Annotated in this window: 14 protein-coding genes; 8 read left to right on the top strand and 6 right to left on the bottom strand. The window is 72.7% G+C overall.

What is annotated here, in order from left to right; translation table 11 throughout:
• Positions 1–52 precede the first annotated feature (52 nt).
• The gene (locus ACN269_RS19975) at positions 53–2,917 is read right to left on the bottom strand and encodes a hypothetical protein (protein ID WP_421473845.1); all 2,865 of its coding nucleotides are present in this window, start codon (positions 2,915–2,917) and stop codon (positions 53–55) included.
• Entirely contained in the window at positions 2,914–4,707 is a 1,794-nt protein-coding gene (locus ACN269_RS19970; RefSeq protein ID WP_421476453.1) for an HSP90 family protein, read from the bottom strand. The genes ACN269_RS19975 and ACN269_RS19970 overlap by 4 nt, the downstream gene beginning before the upstream one ends.
• Before the next feature lie 121 nt (positions 4,708–4,828).
• Here ACN269_RS19970 and ACN269_RS19965 point away from each other — a divergent pair, with 121 nt between their 5' ends.
• The 3 genes from ACN269_RS19965 to ACN269_RS19955 are packed head-to-tail and all read left to right on the top strand — an operon-like array spanning position 4,829 to position 7,813.
• Positions 4,829–6,070 carry an MFS transporter gene (locus tag ACN269_RS19965; RefSeq protein WP_421473844.1) on the top strand — a complete coding sequence of 414 codons (1,242 nt, stop codon included), beginning with the start codon at positions 4,829–4,831 and terminating at the stop codon, positions 6,068–6,070.
• A gap of 31 nt (positions 6,071–6,101) precedes the next feature.
• A complete protein-coding gene (locus ACN269_RS19960; protein WP_421473843.1) occupies positions 6,102–6,638 on the top strand; it encodes a SigE family RNA polymerase sigma factor in 537 nt (178 codons plus the stop codon).
• Entirely contained in the window at positions 6,635–7,813 is a 1,179-nt protein-coding gene (locus ACN269_RS19955) for a hypothetical protein (protein ID WP_421473842.1), read from the top strand. The genes ACN269_RS19960 and ACN269_RS19955 overlap by 4 nt, the downstream gene beginning before the upstream one ends.
• Before the next feature lie 64 nt (positions 7,814–7,877).
• Here the strand turns inward: ACN269_RS19955 and ACN269_RS19950 are convergent, their stop codons facing one another.
• From ACN269_RS19950 to ACN269_RS19935, 4 genes are all read right to left on the bottom strand, one after another.
• Positions 7,878–8,780: a sulfurtransferase gene (locus ACN269_RS19950; RefSeq protein WP_421473841.1), complete on the bottom strand. Its 903-nt coding sequence runs from the start codon at positions 8,778–8,780 to the stop codon at positions 7,878–7,880.
• 94 nt (positions 8,781–8,874) lie between these two features.
• On the bottom strand, positions 8,875–9,321 hold the full coding sequence (locus ACN269_RS19945; RefSeq protein WP_421473840.1) for an imidazolonepropionase-like domain-containing protein: 447 nt from the start codon (positions 9,319–9,321) through the stop codon (positions 8,875–8,877).
• Positions 9,322–9,323: 2 nt separating this feature from the next.
• The gene (locus ACN269_RS19940) at positions 9,324–10,091 is read right to left on the bottom strand and encodes an SGNH/GDSL hydrolase family protein (RefSeq protein ID WP_421476451.1); all 768 of its coding nucleotides are present in this window, start codon (positions 10,089–10,091) and stop codon (positions 9,324–9,326) included.
• 232 nt (positions 10,092–10,323) lie between these two features.
• Positions 10,324–10,554, bottom strand: coding sequence for a winged helix-turn-helix domain-containing protein (locus tag ACN269_RS19935; protein WP_421473839.1), 231 nt, complete (start codon positions 10,552–10,554; stop codon positions 10,324–10,326).
• 573 nt (positions 10,555–11,127) lie between these two features.
• On the opposite strand from ACN269_RS19935, the gene ACN269_RS19930 reads away from it, so the two are divergent.
• From ACN269_RS19930 to ACN269_RS19910, 5 genes are all read left to right on the top strand, one after another.
• Positions 11,128–12,177 (top strand): transporter substrate-binding domain-containing protein, encoded by a 1,050-nt coding sequence (locus tag ACN269_RS19930; RefSeq protein ID WP_421473838.1) that lies wholly within the window; start codon positions 11,128–11,130, stop codon positions 12,175–12,177.
• The gene (locus tag ACN269_RS19925; RefSeq protein ID WP_421473837.1) at positions 12,141–13,220 is read left to right on the top strand and encodes a hypothetical protein; all 1,080 of its coding nucleotides are present in this window, start codon (positions 12,141–12,143) and stop codon (positions 13,218–13,220) included. The genes ACN269_RS19930 and ACN269_RS19925 overlap by 37 nt, the downstream gene beginning before the upstream one ends.
• Before the next feature lie 51 nt (positions 13,221–13,271).
• Positions 13,272–15,041, top strand: a complete 1,770-nt coding sequence (locus ACN269_RS19920) for a proline--tRNA ligase (protein WP_421473836.1) — start codon at positions 13,272–13,274, stop codon at positions 15,039–15,041.
• Between the two features lie 56 nt (positions 15,042–15,097).
• Positions 15,098–15,523: a CBS domain-containing protein gene (locus ACN269_RS19915; RefSeq protein WP_421473835.1), complete on the top strand. Its 426-nt coding sequence runs from the start codon at positions 15,098–15,100 to the stop codon at positions 15,521–15,523.
• A gap of 63 nt (positions 15,524–15,586) precedes the next feature.
• Positions 15,587–16,015: a SufE family protein gene (locus tag ACN269_RS19910; protein WP_357392216.1), complete on the top strand. Its 429-nt coding sequence runs from the start codon at positions 15,587–15,589 to the stop codon at positions 16,013–16,015.
• The last annotated feature ends 11 nt before the right edge of the window (positions 16,016–16,026 follow it).

Raw genomic sequence — 16,026 nt, 5'->3', positions numbered from 1 at the left:
TAGACCGCGAGCTGGACCCGGTGGGGCGACGGTTACCGCTCGGTCGCGGCGGTCAGTCGTCCGGGTCGAGGTCGTGCTCCTGCCGCAGGGCGGCCGCCTCGGCGGGCCGGTCGAGCAGATCCAGCGCACGGGACAGCAACCACGCCGTCTGGCGGACCGGCCGCGATCCGGCCGGCAACCCACCGAGTACGCGACGCAGCAGCGGCTCCGCCTCGGCCGGCCGGTCCAGTCGGAGCAGCAGCTCACCGACGAGGATCTCCACCTGGGCCGCCTCACCGAACGCCTCGATCGACCGCAACCGGTCGGGCACCCCGGCGAGCCGTTCCAGCGCCTCGTCCGGCCGGCCGTCCCCGGTCAGCACCCGCGCGCCGGTCTCGGCCGTCATCGCCAGCTCGTACGTCACCGGTGGCGTCGGCTCCGGCTGCCCGGCCACCACCGCCGCCAGCCCGTCCGCCAGTTCGACGACACGTACCGCCTCGGTCAGGTTGTCGGACCAGAACCAGGCGTACGCCTCCCGGCGACGGGCGCGCAGCTCGTCCAGCGGCAGGCCGGCGAGCCGGTACGCCGTGGCGGCGGCGGCGAACCGCTCGGCGGCGGCGGCGTCCCGGTCGGCGTCGTACAGGATCCCGCCGGCCTCCTCCAGCACCCGGGCCCGGTTGGGCAGGTTGTCCGGACCGTCCAGGTTGACCGACAACTGCTCCAGCAGGGCCAACGCGGGGTCGATCTCGCCGAGCCCGCTGTACACACCGGCCAGCAGGTGCCGGCAACGGTCGGCCTCCGCCTGCGCGCCCAGGCGGTCCAGGCCGAGCACGGCCTCCTCGGCGACCTCGGCCGCCTCGGCGAGCCGGCCCACCACCCGGTACGCGTTCGCCAGCTCCCAGCGCAGGAACGCGTCCCCCTCGGCGCCCCGCTCCACGCAGAGCGTCACCGCCTCGACGAAGTCGTCCACCGCGTCGGCGGCCCGGCCGGCGGAGAGCAGCGCCCGCGCACGGGCGACCCGTACGGGCAGCTCCGCGTCCGCCGGTGCCGCGCGCAGCGCCTCGTCGCAGGCGGCCACCGCCTCCGCCGGCTCGTCGGCCGTCCGCGCGCAGGTGAGGCAGGCCGCCACGACCAGCTCGCCGACGCCCAGCTCACTGGCAATCCGGCGGGCCCCCTCGGCGGCCGCGCGGGCCTCGTCGACGCGGTCGGACTGCTCCAGCAGATGCGCCCGGTGCAGCGCGATCCGGGCCGCCAGGTGCTCATCGCCACCCGCGTCGGCGGGTATCCGGTCCAGGGCCGCCAGGGCTTCCGCCCAGCGTTGCCGGTGCAGCAGCGCCAACGCCAGCCGGTCGTGACCGGCGGCGCGCTGCCGGGGGTCGCCGAGCCGGTCCAGCGCCTCGGCGGCCTCCCGGACCAGCGTCAGCCCCTCCTCGGCGTGCTCGTCGGCGTGGGTCAGCAGCACACCCAGCCGCCCCGCGACCACCTGGGCGGGCAGCTCCTCGCCCGCCGAGCGGTACAGCTCCAACGCCGCCCGGTTCAGCTCGACCGCGCCCTCGATGTCGTCCGCGTCGCTCCGCTCTCCCGCCCGCAGCGCCAGTCGGTGCGCGACCGTACGCGGCGGCAGGTCGGCGGCGTCGAACCGGTCGTCGTACGCGGCCAGCGCCGCCTGGAAGGTGGCCTGATCGTGCCGGCCCCAGCTCTCCTCGGCGAGGGTCAGCAGCTCGTCGGCGTCGGTGGGCAGGGGCACCGTGGACGCCTCGACGGGTGCCCGGACGGGGCGTTCGGACAACGCCGCCGCACCGGTCGGCGCGTCCCCGCCGGGTCGGGACGGCCGGCGCCGGACGCTCGCGGAGAGCGGCAGGTGCTCGCCGCTGGGCCGGACGGCGAGCCGACGCGCGATCCACTCCGACTGGTGGGTGGTGCCGTTGCGGGCGTCGAAGCGGGCGGCCAGCTCGGTCGCCGTACCGGCCAGCTCGTCGGCCAGCGTCGACGCCGGCACCTCGGCCGCCGGCCGGCCCTCGGCGGCCCGGCGGTACACGGTCGCCTCGCCGGCCTGACGCAGCGCGGCGGCGGCGGTCGCCGCGAAGTGCATGGCGGCGGCCGGCGACGGCGGTCGGTCCAGCCAGTCCAGGTGCCGCTCGACCAGCTCGACCGCCCGGGCCTCGTTGCCGGTGAGCGTGCAGAACTCGACGTGGTCGCCGATGTCCCACAGGTCGGCGAGGCTGCCGCGCAGCTTGCGGTACGCCTCACGGTGCGCGTCGCGCGCCGACTCACCCCGACCGGTACGCAGGTACGGCAGCAGGAGCGCCGTGAGGATCGCCTGCGGCTGCTCGGTGCAGGTGAGCCGCCCGGCGAGCACCGGTTCGGCGAGGGCGACCGCCTCGGCGTCCCGACCGGTGTCGGCCAGGTAGCCCACCTGGCTCGTCGGGTCACAACCCGCGCAGTCGGACAGGTCGTCGCGGGGCGTCGTCTGCCACAGCCGGTACCAGTGCGCGGCAGCCTCGGCGTCGCCCACGTGGTCGGCGACCCGGAACCGTTGCTTGTGGACGTTCTGCAGGCTGTGCCCGCCGGCCCGGTAACGCCGCTCCATGTCGTCGAGCACGGCGTACGTGCGGTCCAGTGGCACCTCGGGGAACCTCAGCAGACCCGACACCATGTACTTGAAGTGCCACAGCAACTGGTGCAGGTGCCGCTGGTGGTAGGGCTGCGGGTCACGGTCGAACTCGGACAGGCACCAGGAGAACGTGACGAACGACTTCGCCGGCTCGCCGCCGTAGACGTACCCGGTCGTCGCCTGCATCCGGGTGACGAAGGCGAGGTGCCGGTCGTCGGCGGTGTCCACCCGGCGCAGCAACTGCTCCAGCGCGGCGATCTGCCCCGCCCCGTAGGGCATGTCGGCGATGCCGCGCAGCACCCGCCACAGGTCCTCGTCGCTCACTCCTGCTCCCGTCCCGGCACAGCCCGGCCGAGCAGGCCGAGGAAGGAATCGTTCAACAGCGCGGCGTCGGCCGCGCGGATCGGATGGTGCCCGAGCAGCAGCGCCTGCCCGTACAGCGCCTCGACGGCGAGCCCGACCAGCTCCGGGTCGCCCAGCATGGTGACCCGCCGCACCAGCGGGTTGCGGTGGTTGAGCACCAGTTGCGGGCGGTCCGGTGGGGCGGTGGCGGCGAGCGCGTCGAGCACCCCGCCCCACAGCTCGTCGGCCCGGTCGCGGCTGGCGGCAAGCTGGTCGTTGAACGCCGCCGACCGGCTGACCAGGTAGAGCGCGGGCAGCGAGACCGGGTCGTACGCCCGGATGACCACCTCGCAGCCGGAACGCTCGACGGCCCGCTGCGCGGCGGTGAGGAACGGCCGCAGCGCCAGTTCCACGGACGGGTCGAGGGCCTCGAACCGGGTGGTGAGGTCACTCGGCTCCAGCCGCTCGATCAGCACCGAACGGTCCACCGCCGGCAGCCGCTCGATCAGCTCGGTGTCGTACGTGTAACCGGCGTTGACGACGGCCAGATCCTGTGCGGCGGCCACCGCGGCGAGCTGACGGAACTCGTCGAGGCTGGCCGCGTAGCGGACCACCCCGTGGCGTTCCCGGAACTCGGCGAGGGTGAGCGTGCCGACGTTGGTGTCCATCGGCCACCACCTGTCGACCAGCCGGAGCATGTCGTCGTCGTGCAGGGCCAGCGCCTTCACGCCGAGGTGGTGCACCTGGAGGAACTCGGCCAGCCGGTGCGGGTCGTGTCGCGCCAGCCGGACCAGCCAGCCGCGCACCTGGTCGCCGAGCGCCTCCCGGGTCGCGGTCAGCAGGGTGTCCTCGTACAGGGCCTCCCGGCTGGCCGTCGGACGCAACTCGGTGGCGTCGACGACGCACTGCGCGAAGAACGCCCAGTCCGGCAGCAGGCCGTCGGCGTTCTCGGTGAGCAGCATCCGCTTGAGGTAGACACGGTGGCCGGCACGGGCCGCCGGGTTCACCGGGGTCGGCAGGATGACGGCGACACCGGTCAGCCCGGCCTCGGGGACGCTCAGCGGCAACACGTCGAACGGGTCCACCCCGAGCGTCTCGCGGGCGTACGCGACCAGCGCGGCCCGGTCGACCGGGGCTCCGGGCGTCGTCGGCCAGGGCGGCTCGCCGACGGTGGTGACCACGTCGCCGACCCGGACGGTGACCGGCAGCAACGCGCCGAAAAGTCGCGCCAGGTCGACGACGGTCGGGGTGCTGAACCACTGGTCGGCGTCCCGCCGGGGCACCAGCGTCACGGTGGTGCCCACGTCGGCGCGGGCCTCCTCCGGCGGCGCCACGGTCACCGCGTACCGGCCGTCGGCGTACCCGGTCCACCGGACGGTGGGGTCGTCGCCGTGCCGGGTGAACACCTGGATCTCGTCGGCCACCAGGAAGCAGGAGAGCAGGCCGATGCCGAACTGGCCGAGGAACTCGTGGCGGGAGAAGCCCAGCTCGTCGCGCTTGGAGCTGCGGCCGATGGTGGCCAGCAGTTCGTGTACCTGCGTCTCGGTCAGGCCCACGCCGGTGTCGTGCACCCGCAGGGTGCCGTCGCCGGTGAGCTCCGGGGGCTCGATCCGGACCAGTGCCGACGCGGCCGGCTCGGTGGTGCGCCGGGCGGTGATCGCGTCCACGGCGTTCTGGAGCAGCTCTCGGACGTAGACCCGAGGGCTGCCGTAGAGGTGGTGGCTGAGCAGGTCGACCACGCCACGCAGGTCGACCTGGAAGGTGTGGTCCACGCCTGTGCTCTCCCCGGTCCCGATGCCGGCGCTCACCGTACCCAAGATCACCGATGGTCCGCGTCCCCCTTTCGCCCGGCGGCTTGACCCTCGACCCGGTTGAACCGGCACGGTCGGCGGCATGACCTCCTCCGTTCTGGGCCGGGACTTCCGGCTGCTCTGGTCCGCCGCCGTGGCGTCCCGCTTCGGGGACGCGCTGCGGACGCCGGCGCTGGCGCTGCTGGCGGCCACGCTGACCCGCGACCCCCGGGTCATCGCCGCGGTCACCGTGGCCGCGCAACTGCCGCCGCTGCTCTTCGGCCTGCTCGGCGGGGTGTACGCGGACCGCTGGGACCGCCGCCGGACGATGGCCGTCATCGACGGGGTACGCGCCGCAGTGGTGGCGGCGCTGGCCGTGGCGGTCGCCGTCGACCGGGCCGGCATCGGACTGCTGCTGGTGGCGGCGTTCCTGCTCGCCGCGCTGGGAACGCTCTTCGACTCCGCCTCGTTCGCGCTGCTCCCGGCCCTGGTGCAGCCGGCCGCGCTGCCCCGGGCGAACGGCCGCCTCCAGGCGGGTTCGGCGGTGGCAGGCGGTTTCCTCGGCGCTCCCGCCGCCGGTGTCCTGTTCGCCGCCGCTCCGGCCCTGCCGTTCGCTCTCGACGCCGTCACCTTCGCGGCGGCCGCCCTGCTCGTGCTGGCCCTCGCCCGGCCCGCGGCGGTACCGGCCAAGCCGGCCGGCGGGCACGGGTCGGTGTGGAGCGACATCGCCGAGGGGGTGCGGTGGCTGCGCGCGCACCGGACCATGTGGCGGGTCACCCTGCTCGCGGCGGCCAGCAACCTGGCGATCTCCGGAATCATGGCGGTGATGGTGCTCTACGCGCTGGACGTACTGCGGGTGCCGCCGGCCGGGTACGGGCTGTTCACCGCAGTGGTGATCCTCGGCGGGGTGGCCGGGGCGCTGGGATCGGACCGGCTCGCCGCCCGGCTCGGCACGGTGCCCGCGCTGGGCGCGGTTCTCGCCGCCGAGACCGTGGCGCTGACCGGGTTCGCGCTGGCCCGGCATCCGGTGCCGGGCGGGTTCGCGCTGGCCGTCTTCGCTGCCGGGACGGTCATGTGGAACAGCCTGTGGGCGTCGTACGGTCAGCGGCAGGTGCCATCGAGGCTGCTCGGTCGGGTCGGTGCGGCCCAGCGGATGGTCGGTCTGCTCACCGCCCCGGTCGGTGCGGGGCTCGCCGGGCTGGTCGCCGCCGCGCACGGGACTCCTCCGGTGGTGGGCGCGGCGGCGGGCGTCTTCGCGCTGGTGACGGTGGTGGCGTGGCGGATACTGCGACCGGCCGGGAAATCGGTCCAACCTTTTCCGCCCTCCCGTGCGTCTGTCGGTTGACGCGCACCACGGGCGGCCGGAAGGGGTGCGGATGGGATCGACGGCGGACGACGGCCGCGACGGCTACCTCGCCTTCGTGGAGAGCAACCAGCACCGGCTCCTGCGTGCGGCCTTCCTGATCTGCGGCAACCGGCACCAGGCCGAGGACCTTCTCCAGGACGCCCTGCTGAAGCTGGCGCTGCGCTGGACCTCGGTCCGCGACGGCGATCCCGCCGCGTACGTGCGGGCCATCCTCTACCGGGACGCCGTGTCCTGGTGGCGACGTCGCCGCCGGGAGTGGCTCAGCGCCGCGCCGCCGGAACGGGCCGCGCCGGACCGGGACGGTGCGCTGCGGCTGACCCTGCACGACGCGCTGGGGACGCTGCCGCCGCGGCAGCGGGCCGTGCTGGTGCTGCGGTACTACGAGGACCTGACCGAGGTCGCCACGGCCGAGGCGCTCGGGGTGACCGTCGGCACCGTGAAGAGCCAGTGCCACCTGGCGCTGCGGCGTCTGCGGGAGGTGGCACCCAACCTCACCGGCGAGGACCGACCGGGCCGGGGCGCCAACGGTGTGGAGGTGAGCCAGTGAACGAGCAGGACCTGCGTGACCTGTTCACCGTCAGCGTGCAGGACGTGCTGCCCACCGCACCGGCATCGGACGGCTGGGATCGGGCGCGGCGCACCCGACGTACCCGACGGGCCATCGGCGCGGTCGTCGTGGCCGTGGCGTTGGCCGGTGGCGCGGCGGTGGCCCTGCGACCGGCCCCCGGTCCACGCCTGGCCCATCCGGTGGCGCCGACCGTCGAGCCCACCCACGCCGGTCCCGTGCAGCGCCCGCCCGCCAAGCTGACCTTCCCACCCGACCCGCTGAGCCGGATCAGCGGCCCGCCGACCGTGGCGCTGTCCGCGCGACCGGTCCAGCGGGCGCTGGCGCTGTTCCAGCCGCTGAGCGAGGAGGGTCAACCGGACGGCCCGATCCGGATCCTCGGCGACGACGGCGTGGTTCGCAGTCTGGACGTGGTGACGCCGGAACCCACCTGGGACGAGAGCGGCAACGAGGCGACGGCGGTCAAGCCGGGCGTCCTGTCGCCGGACGGCCGGTGGGTGGCCTTCGCCCAGACCAACGAGCTGATCATGGTCGACCTCACCACGGCGGGCGTACGTCGCATCCCACTCGACGGCTACCTGGAGTTGGTGGTGTGGGCGCACGACCGGGTGCTGGTCGGCGGCGACAACCGGACGTACGTGGTGGAGCGGGACACCGAGGCGGCCAGCACCTCCGACGTGTCGGCCTGGAACGTGGTCGCACCCGATCCGGAGGCCGGTCGCGGGGCGGCTCTGCTCGAGATGGTCGGGGAGCGCGGTGGCCTGAAGTTGCAGAGCCGGACCGCCTTCGACAGCCCGGTCCGCTCCGAATCGCCGATCACCTTCGCCGGGTTGCCGCCGCCCTATCAGGTCAACGAGTTCTACGGCCGGGGTTGGCTGCACGGGGGCCGGCTGGCCAGCGCCGCATGGATCGTCAACAACGAGATCAGCGGCGCGGAGGGGGTGGCCGTGCTGGACTCCCGCACCGGCGCGGTGACCCACCTGCTCGACCTCGGGCGGGACCGTGGCAAGGGCTGCTGCCCGGTGTACGGCTGGGACAACAAAGGCGCGGTGCTGCTGCGCCTGGAACCGGCCGCACTGGCGCGCTGGGACCCGGAGACCGGCGCGATCACCGGAATCATCGCCGAGCTGCGCGGCGTGCTGGCGCTGGCCGGCTGAGGGGCGGCGTGCTGGCGCTGGCCGGCTGAGCAGCGTCGTTTGCTCAGCCGGCCAGGGCCGCGTCTCAGGCGGCGATGCCGCCGGGCTGGTCGCCCTTCACCACGGGTGCCCGGACCAGGTTGCCCCACTCCGTCCACGAGCCGTCGTAGTTGCGCACCTGCGGGTAGCCGAGCAGGTGCCGCAGCACGAACCAGGTGTGGCTGGACCGCTCACCGATCCGGCAGTACGCGATCACGTCGTCGTCCGGGCTGAGCCCGAGCTGGTCGGCGTAGATCGCCTTCAGCTCGTCGGCGGACTTGAACGTGCCGTCCTCGTTCGCGGCGGACTTCCACGGCTTGTTGACCGCGCCCGGAATGTGCCCGCCCCGCAGCGCGCCCTCCTGCGGATAGTCCGGCATGTGCAGCATCTCGCCGGTGTACTCGCCCGGTGACCGCACGTCGACGAGCGGCCGGCCCACCGCGATGTGGGCCATCACCTGCTCGCGGAACGCGCGCAGCGGCGCGTCGTCCCGCAGCGGCACCGGGTAGTCGGCGCGGGGTCGGGCCGGCTTGTCGCGGGTCAGCTCGCGCCCCTCGGCGACCCACTTCTGCCGGCCGCCGTCGAGCAGCCGCACGTCGGCGTGGCCGAAGAGCGAGAAGACCCAGAGGGCGTACGCGGCCCACCAGTTGAAGTTGTCGCCGTAGAAGACGACCGTGTCGCCCCGGCCGATGCCCTTCGCGGCGCACATCTCGGCGAAGCTGGTCGCGTCGAGGTAGTCCCGGGTGACCTGGTCGTTCAGGTCGAGGTGCCAGTCGACCTTGACGGCGCCGGGGATGTGACCGGATTCGTAGAGCAGGACGTCCTCGTCGGACTCGACCACGACGAGTCCCTCGTCGCCCAGGTGCTCGGCCAACCAGTCGGTGGTGACCAGCCGTCGCGGGTCGGCGTACGACTGGAGGCGGGGATCAGGATCGTTCGGCACAGACATGAGCCCCAAGGTACGCCGCGACACCGCCGGGCGGCCCGCCATCGAGGATCGGGGCGGTCACGGGTGTCGCAGCTAACGCTGCCGTCGCACGCGTTCAGGCGCGTCGGTGCGCGATCCGGCCGGCGACCACGGTCGCGAGGCAGGTTCCGTCGACGTCGTGCACCGACAGGTCCGCCCGGCCACCGGTGTCCAGGGTCGGTGCCACTGGTCCGGCCAGCACCAACAGTTCACTGCGATCGACGGCGGCCCGTAGTGCCGGATCGGCCAGCTGGTCGGCCAGCACCGCCGTCACTCCGGTGCGCAGCAGCGCGTGCACCCGCTCGCGCGGGGTGGGTGCCGCCGGCAGTGGGCCGTCGTGCAGGAGGCCGGGCCCCAGCGTGCCGGGCCAGCGACGGACCCGCGCCTGCCCGTGCGCCTCGGCCAACTCGGCGAGCGGGCCGACCGCCTCGACGCGGTCGCCGACGACCAGCACGGCGTGCTCCGGCACCGGCTCGCCGTCCCGTTCGCGGCGCAGCAGCGGCGCGGTGTGCAAGGTGCGCACGTTCAGTCGACGATCGGCCCGAGCAGCGGACGCTTCGCGGTCACCGTGTCGCCGGACGACCGGCCGGTGAGCCGCCGCTTGATCCACGGGGCCAGGTGCTGCCCGGCCCAGCGCAGGTCGGCCGCACGGGCAGCGAGCCACGGCGACGGCGCCGGGTGCGGCGGAACCAGCATCCACTCCTCGTCGCAGCCCACGCCGAGCGCGTTCAACACCTGACCGGCGACCCGTCGGTGGCCGGCCGGCGAGAGGTGCAGCCGATCGGTGCTCCACAACATCGGGTTGAGGAACGTGTCGTCGGCGTACAGGTCGACCAGGATCGCGCCGTGCCGCGCGGCGGTCTCGCCGACCGCCTGGTTGAGCAGTTCCACCCGGGGAGCGACGAGACGCTGGCCGGGGAGGCGTGCCATCACGTCCGCGAAGCGGAAGAGCAGCACGTCGGCGCCGCCCGACCGGAGCTGCCGAACGACCTCGTCGAAGCGGGTGACCAGCGTCTCCGGGTCGAAGGTGCGGCGCAGCACGTCGTTGCCGCCGGCCGCGAAGCTGATCAGGTCGGGCTTCATCGCCACCGCGGAGGGCACCTGCTCGGCGACCACGCTCGGGAAGAGCCGACCCCGGATGGCCAGGTTCGCGTACCGGAAGTCGGGGCCCGCCTCGGCGGCGAGCCGGGTCGCCACCAGGTCGGCCCAACCCCGGAAGGTGCCATCCGGGTACGCGTCGTCCATACCCTCGGTGAAGCTGTCCCCGACCGCGACAAAACTGCGCCAGCGCACCCGCGCCCCCTCACGCCACCCGTTGCCTGCGGCGACCAGTCTTCCACCGCACGCGCGTCGGCCGGTGCCCCGAACGGCCGACGTGGCGGAGGTCATGCGTGCGCCTTGATCGAGGGCCTAGATCGAGGGCCGTGATCGACACGAGTTCGCCGATATCGCGGTATCCCGGTCGTGTTGACACCGCAACTTCGGTGACCTCGTGTCGATCACCCGCAACGTCGGGCCGGTGACCTCACTGACCTGGCGCGTTCTCCTTGACGTACACACCAGCGCCAGGCAGCGACTCCGTGAGGCCTTGCATCTTCAGGATGAGGAAGACCCGATCCGCGACGAAACTGGAGACCTCGTACTGCTCACATAACTCAGCCCGGCTCGGCAGGCGCGAGCCGGGTGGGAACTCCCCGGACTCGATCCGCTTGATCAAGTCTTCGGCAACGCGCTGGTAGGCGTACTGCGGCGGCACTGGCGGTTCCCCTATCGATCGGCACCTCCCACTTAATCACCCATGGCGAGTGCTTGACTAGCAATGGTTAGCCATGGCAGGTTTCCTCATAGCGCCCCTATCGGTCGGCAACTGACGGGGTGCCGGATAGCGGTCCGGTCACCAGATCTGGGATCGGTGGCCGGACCTGCCAATCTTGCGGGAGGTGCCGTGATCGAGCGTGAACTACCCCGTTCAGAGTGGGTGCCGACGCTGGCCAAGCAGATCATCCGGCGGCACTGGATCCTGGGGTCCTGCGAGCGGTGTCAGGGCCGGGTTGGAACGTGTGGAGCGCTGACATGGGCCCGGGAGCGCATGACGACGTACCGCCAGCCCGGCAACCGGACGACCGACTAGCCCTCACGGACACAGTCGCAAATCCGGCTGATGGCGGAGTGTCGTGGTTCGCCAGCAGGCCCCACAATGGAGGGCCGGTCACCGGGCCGGGTAGCGGGGAGGGCCTAGTTGAGTCAGGCAAGCGAGCCGAGCCCCGCCGGGCCGGCCCCGGCGGCGGACACATCGTCGCGCGCCACACGGACCCGTCAGATCCGGCTCGTGGGAAGCGTCGTCATGCTGGCCGTCCTGGCGGCCGCCCTCGTTCCGATCGTCCTCGCCATGGGTCCGCCGACCCGGGACGAGTTGCTGGAGGACGCTCACCTCAAGGGCAAGCAGCAGCTCATCATCGGGGTGAAGGACGACCAGCCGGGCATCTCGCAGCGCCTTCCGAACAACGTCTGGAAGGGCTTCGACGTCGACATCGCGTACATGATCGCGAGCTATCTCGGTTTCGACCACTCCCAGGTGCGTTTCGTGCCGATCGAGAGTGAGGACCGGGCCCGTCGGCAGGCCCAGGACGGCGAGGGTTTCGTCACCGTCGACCTGGTCATCGCCTCGTACAGCATCAACGACAAGCGCCGGGAGGAGGGCGCGGTCTTCTCGGCCTCGTACCTGCACACCGAGCAGTCGGTGGTGACGTTGGCGGACTTCAAGGGCCAGGTGAGCAGCCTGGAGGACCTGCGCGGGCTGACCGTCTGTTCGCTGACCACCTCGACGTCCATCCAGCGCCTCGCCGAGGCCGGCGCGACGCCGGTGGGCCGGAACCGGATCAGCGAGTGCATCCAGGAGATGTACGACGGCAAGGTGCAGGCCGTCACCACCGACGCGGCGATCCTCGCCGGGTTCGTCACCGGCGATCGGCCGGGCGACGACGGTCAACAGTTCCCGGTGACCCTCAAGCACGTCAAACCGCTGCGGCACTGGGACATCGGCTCGTCGCCGCAGGAGCGGTGGGGCGTCAACACCGGCCCCAACAAGGCCCTGCTCGACCTGGTCGACCTCGCGCTCTACGAGTCGGCCAAGGATGAGGAGAACTCGGCCTGGGAGAACGCGTTCAACGCCAACCTCCGCTGGCAGCAGGGCTACAACCTTCCGCAGCCGGTCGCGGAACAGCAGCAACCCGATCCGAGGAAGGTGGAGGTGCGACAGTGGCCGTGGGAGAGGATCGCTCTGCCGCCCCCGGCGCACCCCGGTTCGCCACCGGTTCGTACTGGGCCGTTCGCCCGCGTCGCATGGCGGGGGCGCGGCAGGCGCAACAGTGGCTGCTGACCCTCCTACCCGCCTTTCCCGTCCTCCTGCTGGTACTGCGGCTCTGGCAGCTCAGCCAGCAGGACATGTCCACCATGCTGCTGCTGGTCCAGTACGTCAGCCCACTCGGCCTGCTCAGCGCCCTCCTGATCGCCCTGGTGTGGGCGTTCCCCGTCGTCGTGCTCACCTTCGGCGTCCTCGGTCGACTGCTCCGGCTCAGCGCTCCTGACCGGTTCGACCCGGAACGTTCACTGCTGGCCTCGGGTACGGCGCGTACCCCCGGATGGGTGATCAGCGCGGCGGTCGCGCTGGGGGCGCTCACCTGGCAGCTCCGCTTCCTGCCGTCACTGCTGATGCTCGGCCTGTGGCTGCTGGCGCTGCGTACCCGCTACCTGCACCCGGATCAGCCGATCCGCATCCTGTTCGTCAGCGTGGCCCTGCCGCTGGCGGCGGCGGTCCTGGCGTACAGCGTGCTCGGCCCGGCGATCTGGACGGCGTACCGGGAGGGTGAGCTGGCCACCGCCGCCCTGCTGGCGGTGCCACCCGCCGCAACCCTGCTGCTCACCGGCCCGATTCCGGGGTGGATCGCCCCGGCGCTGACCCATGGCCTGGCGTTCACGGTCGCCGCCGTGCTGCCCGTGGTGATGGGCGCGGTGTTCCTCCGGGTGCCGGTGCTGCCCACCGCCGCGATCGAGGTGCGTCCGAAGAAGGCGGCTGAGAGCGATCCCGCAGCCCCGACGGCCGCGAGCCCGACCCCAGCCCCGACGCGCCCGCCGGGGAGCGACGGTACGGCCCAGGACGGCCGGGACGTGGTGCTCGGGGCACTCATCACGGTCACCGACACGTCGACGATCGTGCTGGACCGCACGGCCACCGTACGGTTCCTGCCCAACGACTGGGTCGAGTCGCAGGTCCTCTGCCCCCAGGCGGCGGCGGTGCCGTACAGCCTCGTATCGGTGGGCGGTTGGCCGGTGGAGGAGACAGCCCTGGACTGGATGATGCCCCGCCGGCCGGTGGCCGACCCGGACATCCGCTGCGAGGGCCGCCTCCCCGGCACTCCCTGACCCGGCCCGAATTGGCTCGCCGTGCCCGGATCGCGGTCTTAGGCTGCGCGAATGCTGCTACGCATGTCGACCCTGTTGCTGCGAACCCTGCGCGAGGACCCGGCCGACGCGGAGGTGCCGAGTCACCGGCTGCTGCTGCGCGCCGGTTACATCCGCCGCGCCGCGCCGGGCGGCTACACGTGGCTGCCGCTGGGCAAGCTGGTGCTGGACCGGATCACCGAGGTGGTACGCGCCGAACTGAACGCGATCGGTGACCAGGAGGTGCACTTCCCGGCGCTGCTGCCGGCCGAGCCGTACCGCACCAGCGGCCGGTGGACGGAGTACGGCGACCTCCTCTTCACCCTCGCCGACCGGCGCGGCGCCGAGCACCTGTTGGCGCCCACCCACGAGGAGATGGCGGCGCTGCTGGTCAAGGACGTATTCACCTCGTACCGGGATTTCCCGGTGACGCTCTACCAGGTGCAGACGAAGTTCCGCGACGAGGCACGGCCCCGGGCCGGTGTGCTGCGGGGCCGGGAGTTCCTGATGAAGGACGCGTACTCCTTCGACCTGGACGAGGCGGGCCTGCGGGACGCGTACGCCCGACACCGGGCGGCGTACCAGCGCATCTTCGATCGGCTGGGCCTGGACCACACGGTGGTGCACGCGATGTCCGGCGCGATGGGCGGCTCGGCGTCGGAGGAGTTCCTGGCCTCTACGCCGGTCGGCGAGGACACCTTCGTCGGCTGCACCGCCTGCGACTACGCGGCCAACACCGAGGCCGTCGTCACCCGCGCGCCCGCCGCCGACGACCCCGCCGCCCGGCCCGCGACGCAGGTGCACGACACCCCCGAGACTCCGACGATCGCCAGTCTCGTCGAGTTGGCGAACAACCGCCGGCTCGGTGACCGCGACGACTGGACCGCCGCCGACACCCTGAAGAACGTCGTCCTGACCGTGCGTCAGCCCGGGGCGGATCGCGCGGAACCTCTGGTGGTCGGGCTGCCCGGTGACCGGGAGGTCGACCTCAAGCGGCTCGCCGCCGCACTGGAGCCGGCGCAGGTGGCGGTCTTCGAGGAGTGGGCCGAACATCCCGAGCTGGTACGCGGCTACCTCGGCCCGCAGGTACTCGCCAAGCTGGGCGTCCGCTACCTGGTCGATCCCCGGGTGGTGACCGGCTCCGCCTGGCTGACCGGGGCGAACGAGCCGGGTCGGCACGCTACCGACGTGGTTTGCGGCCGGGACTTCACGCCCGACGGCACGATCGAGGCGGCCGAGGTACGTGCCGGCGACCCCTGCTCCGCCTGTGACGACGGTCAGCTCACCATCCGGCGGGGCATCGAGATCGGGCACATCTTCCAGCTCGGCCGCCGGTACACCGACGCGTTCGCCGTCGACGTGCTCGGACCGGCCGGCAAGCCGGTCCGGCCCACGATGGGCTGCTACGGCATCGGGATCTCCCGGGCCGTCGCGGCCGTCGCCGAACAGCACCACGACGAGCGGGGACTCCGCTGGCCGGCGGCGGTCGCGCCGTGTGACGTACACCTGGTGGTGGCGGGCAAGGGCCCGCAGCTCGACGCGGCGCTGGACCTCGGCGGGCGGCTGGCCGCCGCCGGCCTGCGCGTGCTGGTCGACGACCGCACGCACGTCTCGGCCGGGGTGAAGTTCACCGACGCCGAGCTGATCGGCATCCCGCGCGCCGTCGTGGTCGGCCGCCGACTGACCGACGGGTACGTGGAGCTGCGTGAGCGGGCCGGTGACCGGCGCACGGAACTGCCGGTGGACGCCGTGGTGGAGCGGATCGTCGACGAGGTCGAGCGGGAGCGTGCGAACCTGGTGTAGCCGCCGCGTCACGGGGTAGTGCAGTCGGATCGGGTGAAGCGTCTTCGGAGGATCTCATGACCGGTTACCGGGTCAGCGACGTGATGACCAAGCAGGTGGTGTACCTGTCGGCGGAGACCACCCTGGACGAGGCGGCCAGGGTGATGAAGGAGGCGGACATCGGCGACGTGGTGGTCACCGACGGCGCCACCCTGGCCGGCATGCTCACCGACCGGGACATCGTGGTCCGGGCGGTGGCCGAGAACGCGTCACCGGCGTCGACCACCATCGGCTCGATCGTCACCCGCGAGGTGGTCATGATCGAGCAGCACTGCACGGCGGGCGAGGCCGCGGCGCTGATGCGCGATCGGGGCATCCGGCGGGTGCTGGTCTGTGACAGCGATCGCAAGCTGGTGGGCATCGTCTCCCTCGGTGACCTGGCCATGCAGCTCGACCCGACCAGCGCGCTCAGCGAGATCAGCGAGCAGTCCCCGACGGTGTGACGAGTGGGCCGTCCCGGTCGGCTCGTGCGCAGGGGCTCCGCGCGACGGCGGTAGCCTCGACTCATGGCTGACATGCCGGCCCGACTGGCCGAGATCGTCGACGAGTTCGCCGCCGCGCCGCGCGACCTGGTGCTGGAGATGCTGTTGGAGTACGCCGACGTCATTCCCGTGCTGCCGGACGACGACACCGCGCGCGAGGGCATGGAGCAGGTGCCCGAGTGCCAGACCGCGTTCTTCCTGCGCGCCACCGTGACGCCGGACGGGGTGGTCGAGACGCTGTTCGACTGCCCGCCGGAGGCGCCGACCACGCGGGCGTTCGCCGGGATCCTCGCCGAAGGGCTGGCCGGCGCGAGCGCCGAGGAGGTGCTGGCGGTACCGGACGATCTCTACCAGCGGATGGGGCTGGCCCAGGCGATCAGCCCACTGCGGGTACGCGGGGGCACCGCGATCCTGGGCCGGCTCAAGCGGCAGGTCCGGGAACAACTCGGCTGACCAGGCAGTTG

It is taken from the genome of Micromonospora sp. WMMD736 (assembly GCF_049179015.1).
In the GTDB taxonomy this organism is placed as follows: domain Bacteria; phylum Actinomycetota; class Actinomycetes; order Mycobacteriales; family Micromonosporaceae; genus Micromonospora.
Note: the sequence above shows the minus strand (reverse complement) of the source record. Positions and strands in the feature narration are given on the sequence as shown.

Excerpts from the sequence above, each read along its gene's own strand:
- ACN269_RS19965 (WP_421473844.1), top strand. The coding sequence starts at position 4,829 with ATGACCTCCTCCGTTCTGGGCCGGGACTTCCGGCTGCTCTGGTCCGCC.
- ACN269_RS19960 (WP_421473843.1), top strand. The coding sequence starts at position 6,102 with ATGGGATCGACGGCGGACGACGGCCGCGACGGCTACCTCGCCTTCGTG.
- ACN269_RS19950 (WP_421473841.1), bottom strand. The coding sequence starts at position 8,780 with ATGTCTGTGCCGAACGATCCTGATCCCCGCCTCCAGTCGTACGCCGAC.
- ACN269_RS19925 (WP_421473837.1), top strand. The coding sequence starts at position 12,141 with ATGGCGGGGGCGCGGCAGGCGCAACAGTGGCTGCTGACCCTCCTACCC.
- ACN269_RS19920 (WP_421473836.1), top strand. The coding sequence starts at position 13,272 with ATGCTGCTACGCATGTCGACCCTGTTGCTGCGAACCCTGCGCGAGGAC.
- ACN269_RS19915 (WP_421473835.1), top strand. The coding sequence starts at position 15,098 with ATGACCGGTTACCGGGTCAGCGACGTGATGACCAAGCAGGTGGTGTAC.
- ACN269_RS19910 (WP_357392216.1), top strand. The coding sequence starts at position 15,587 with ATGGCTGACATGCCGGCCCGACTGGCCGAGATCGTCGACGAGTTCGCC.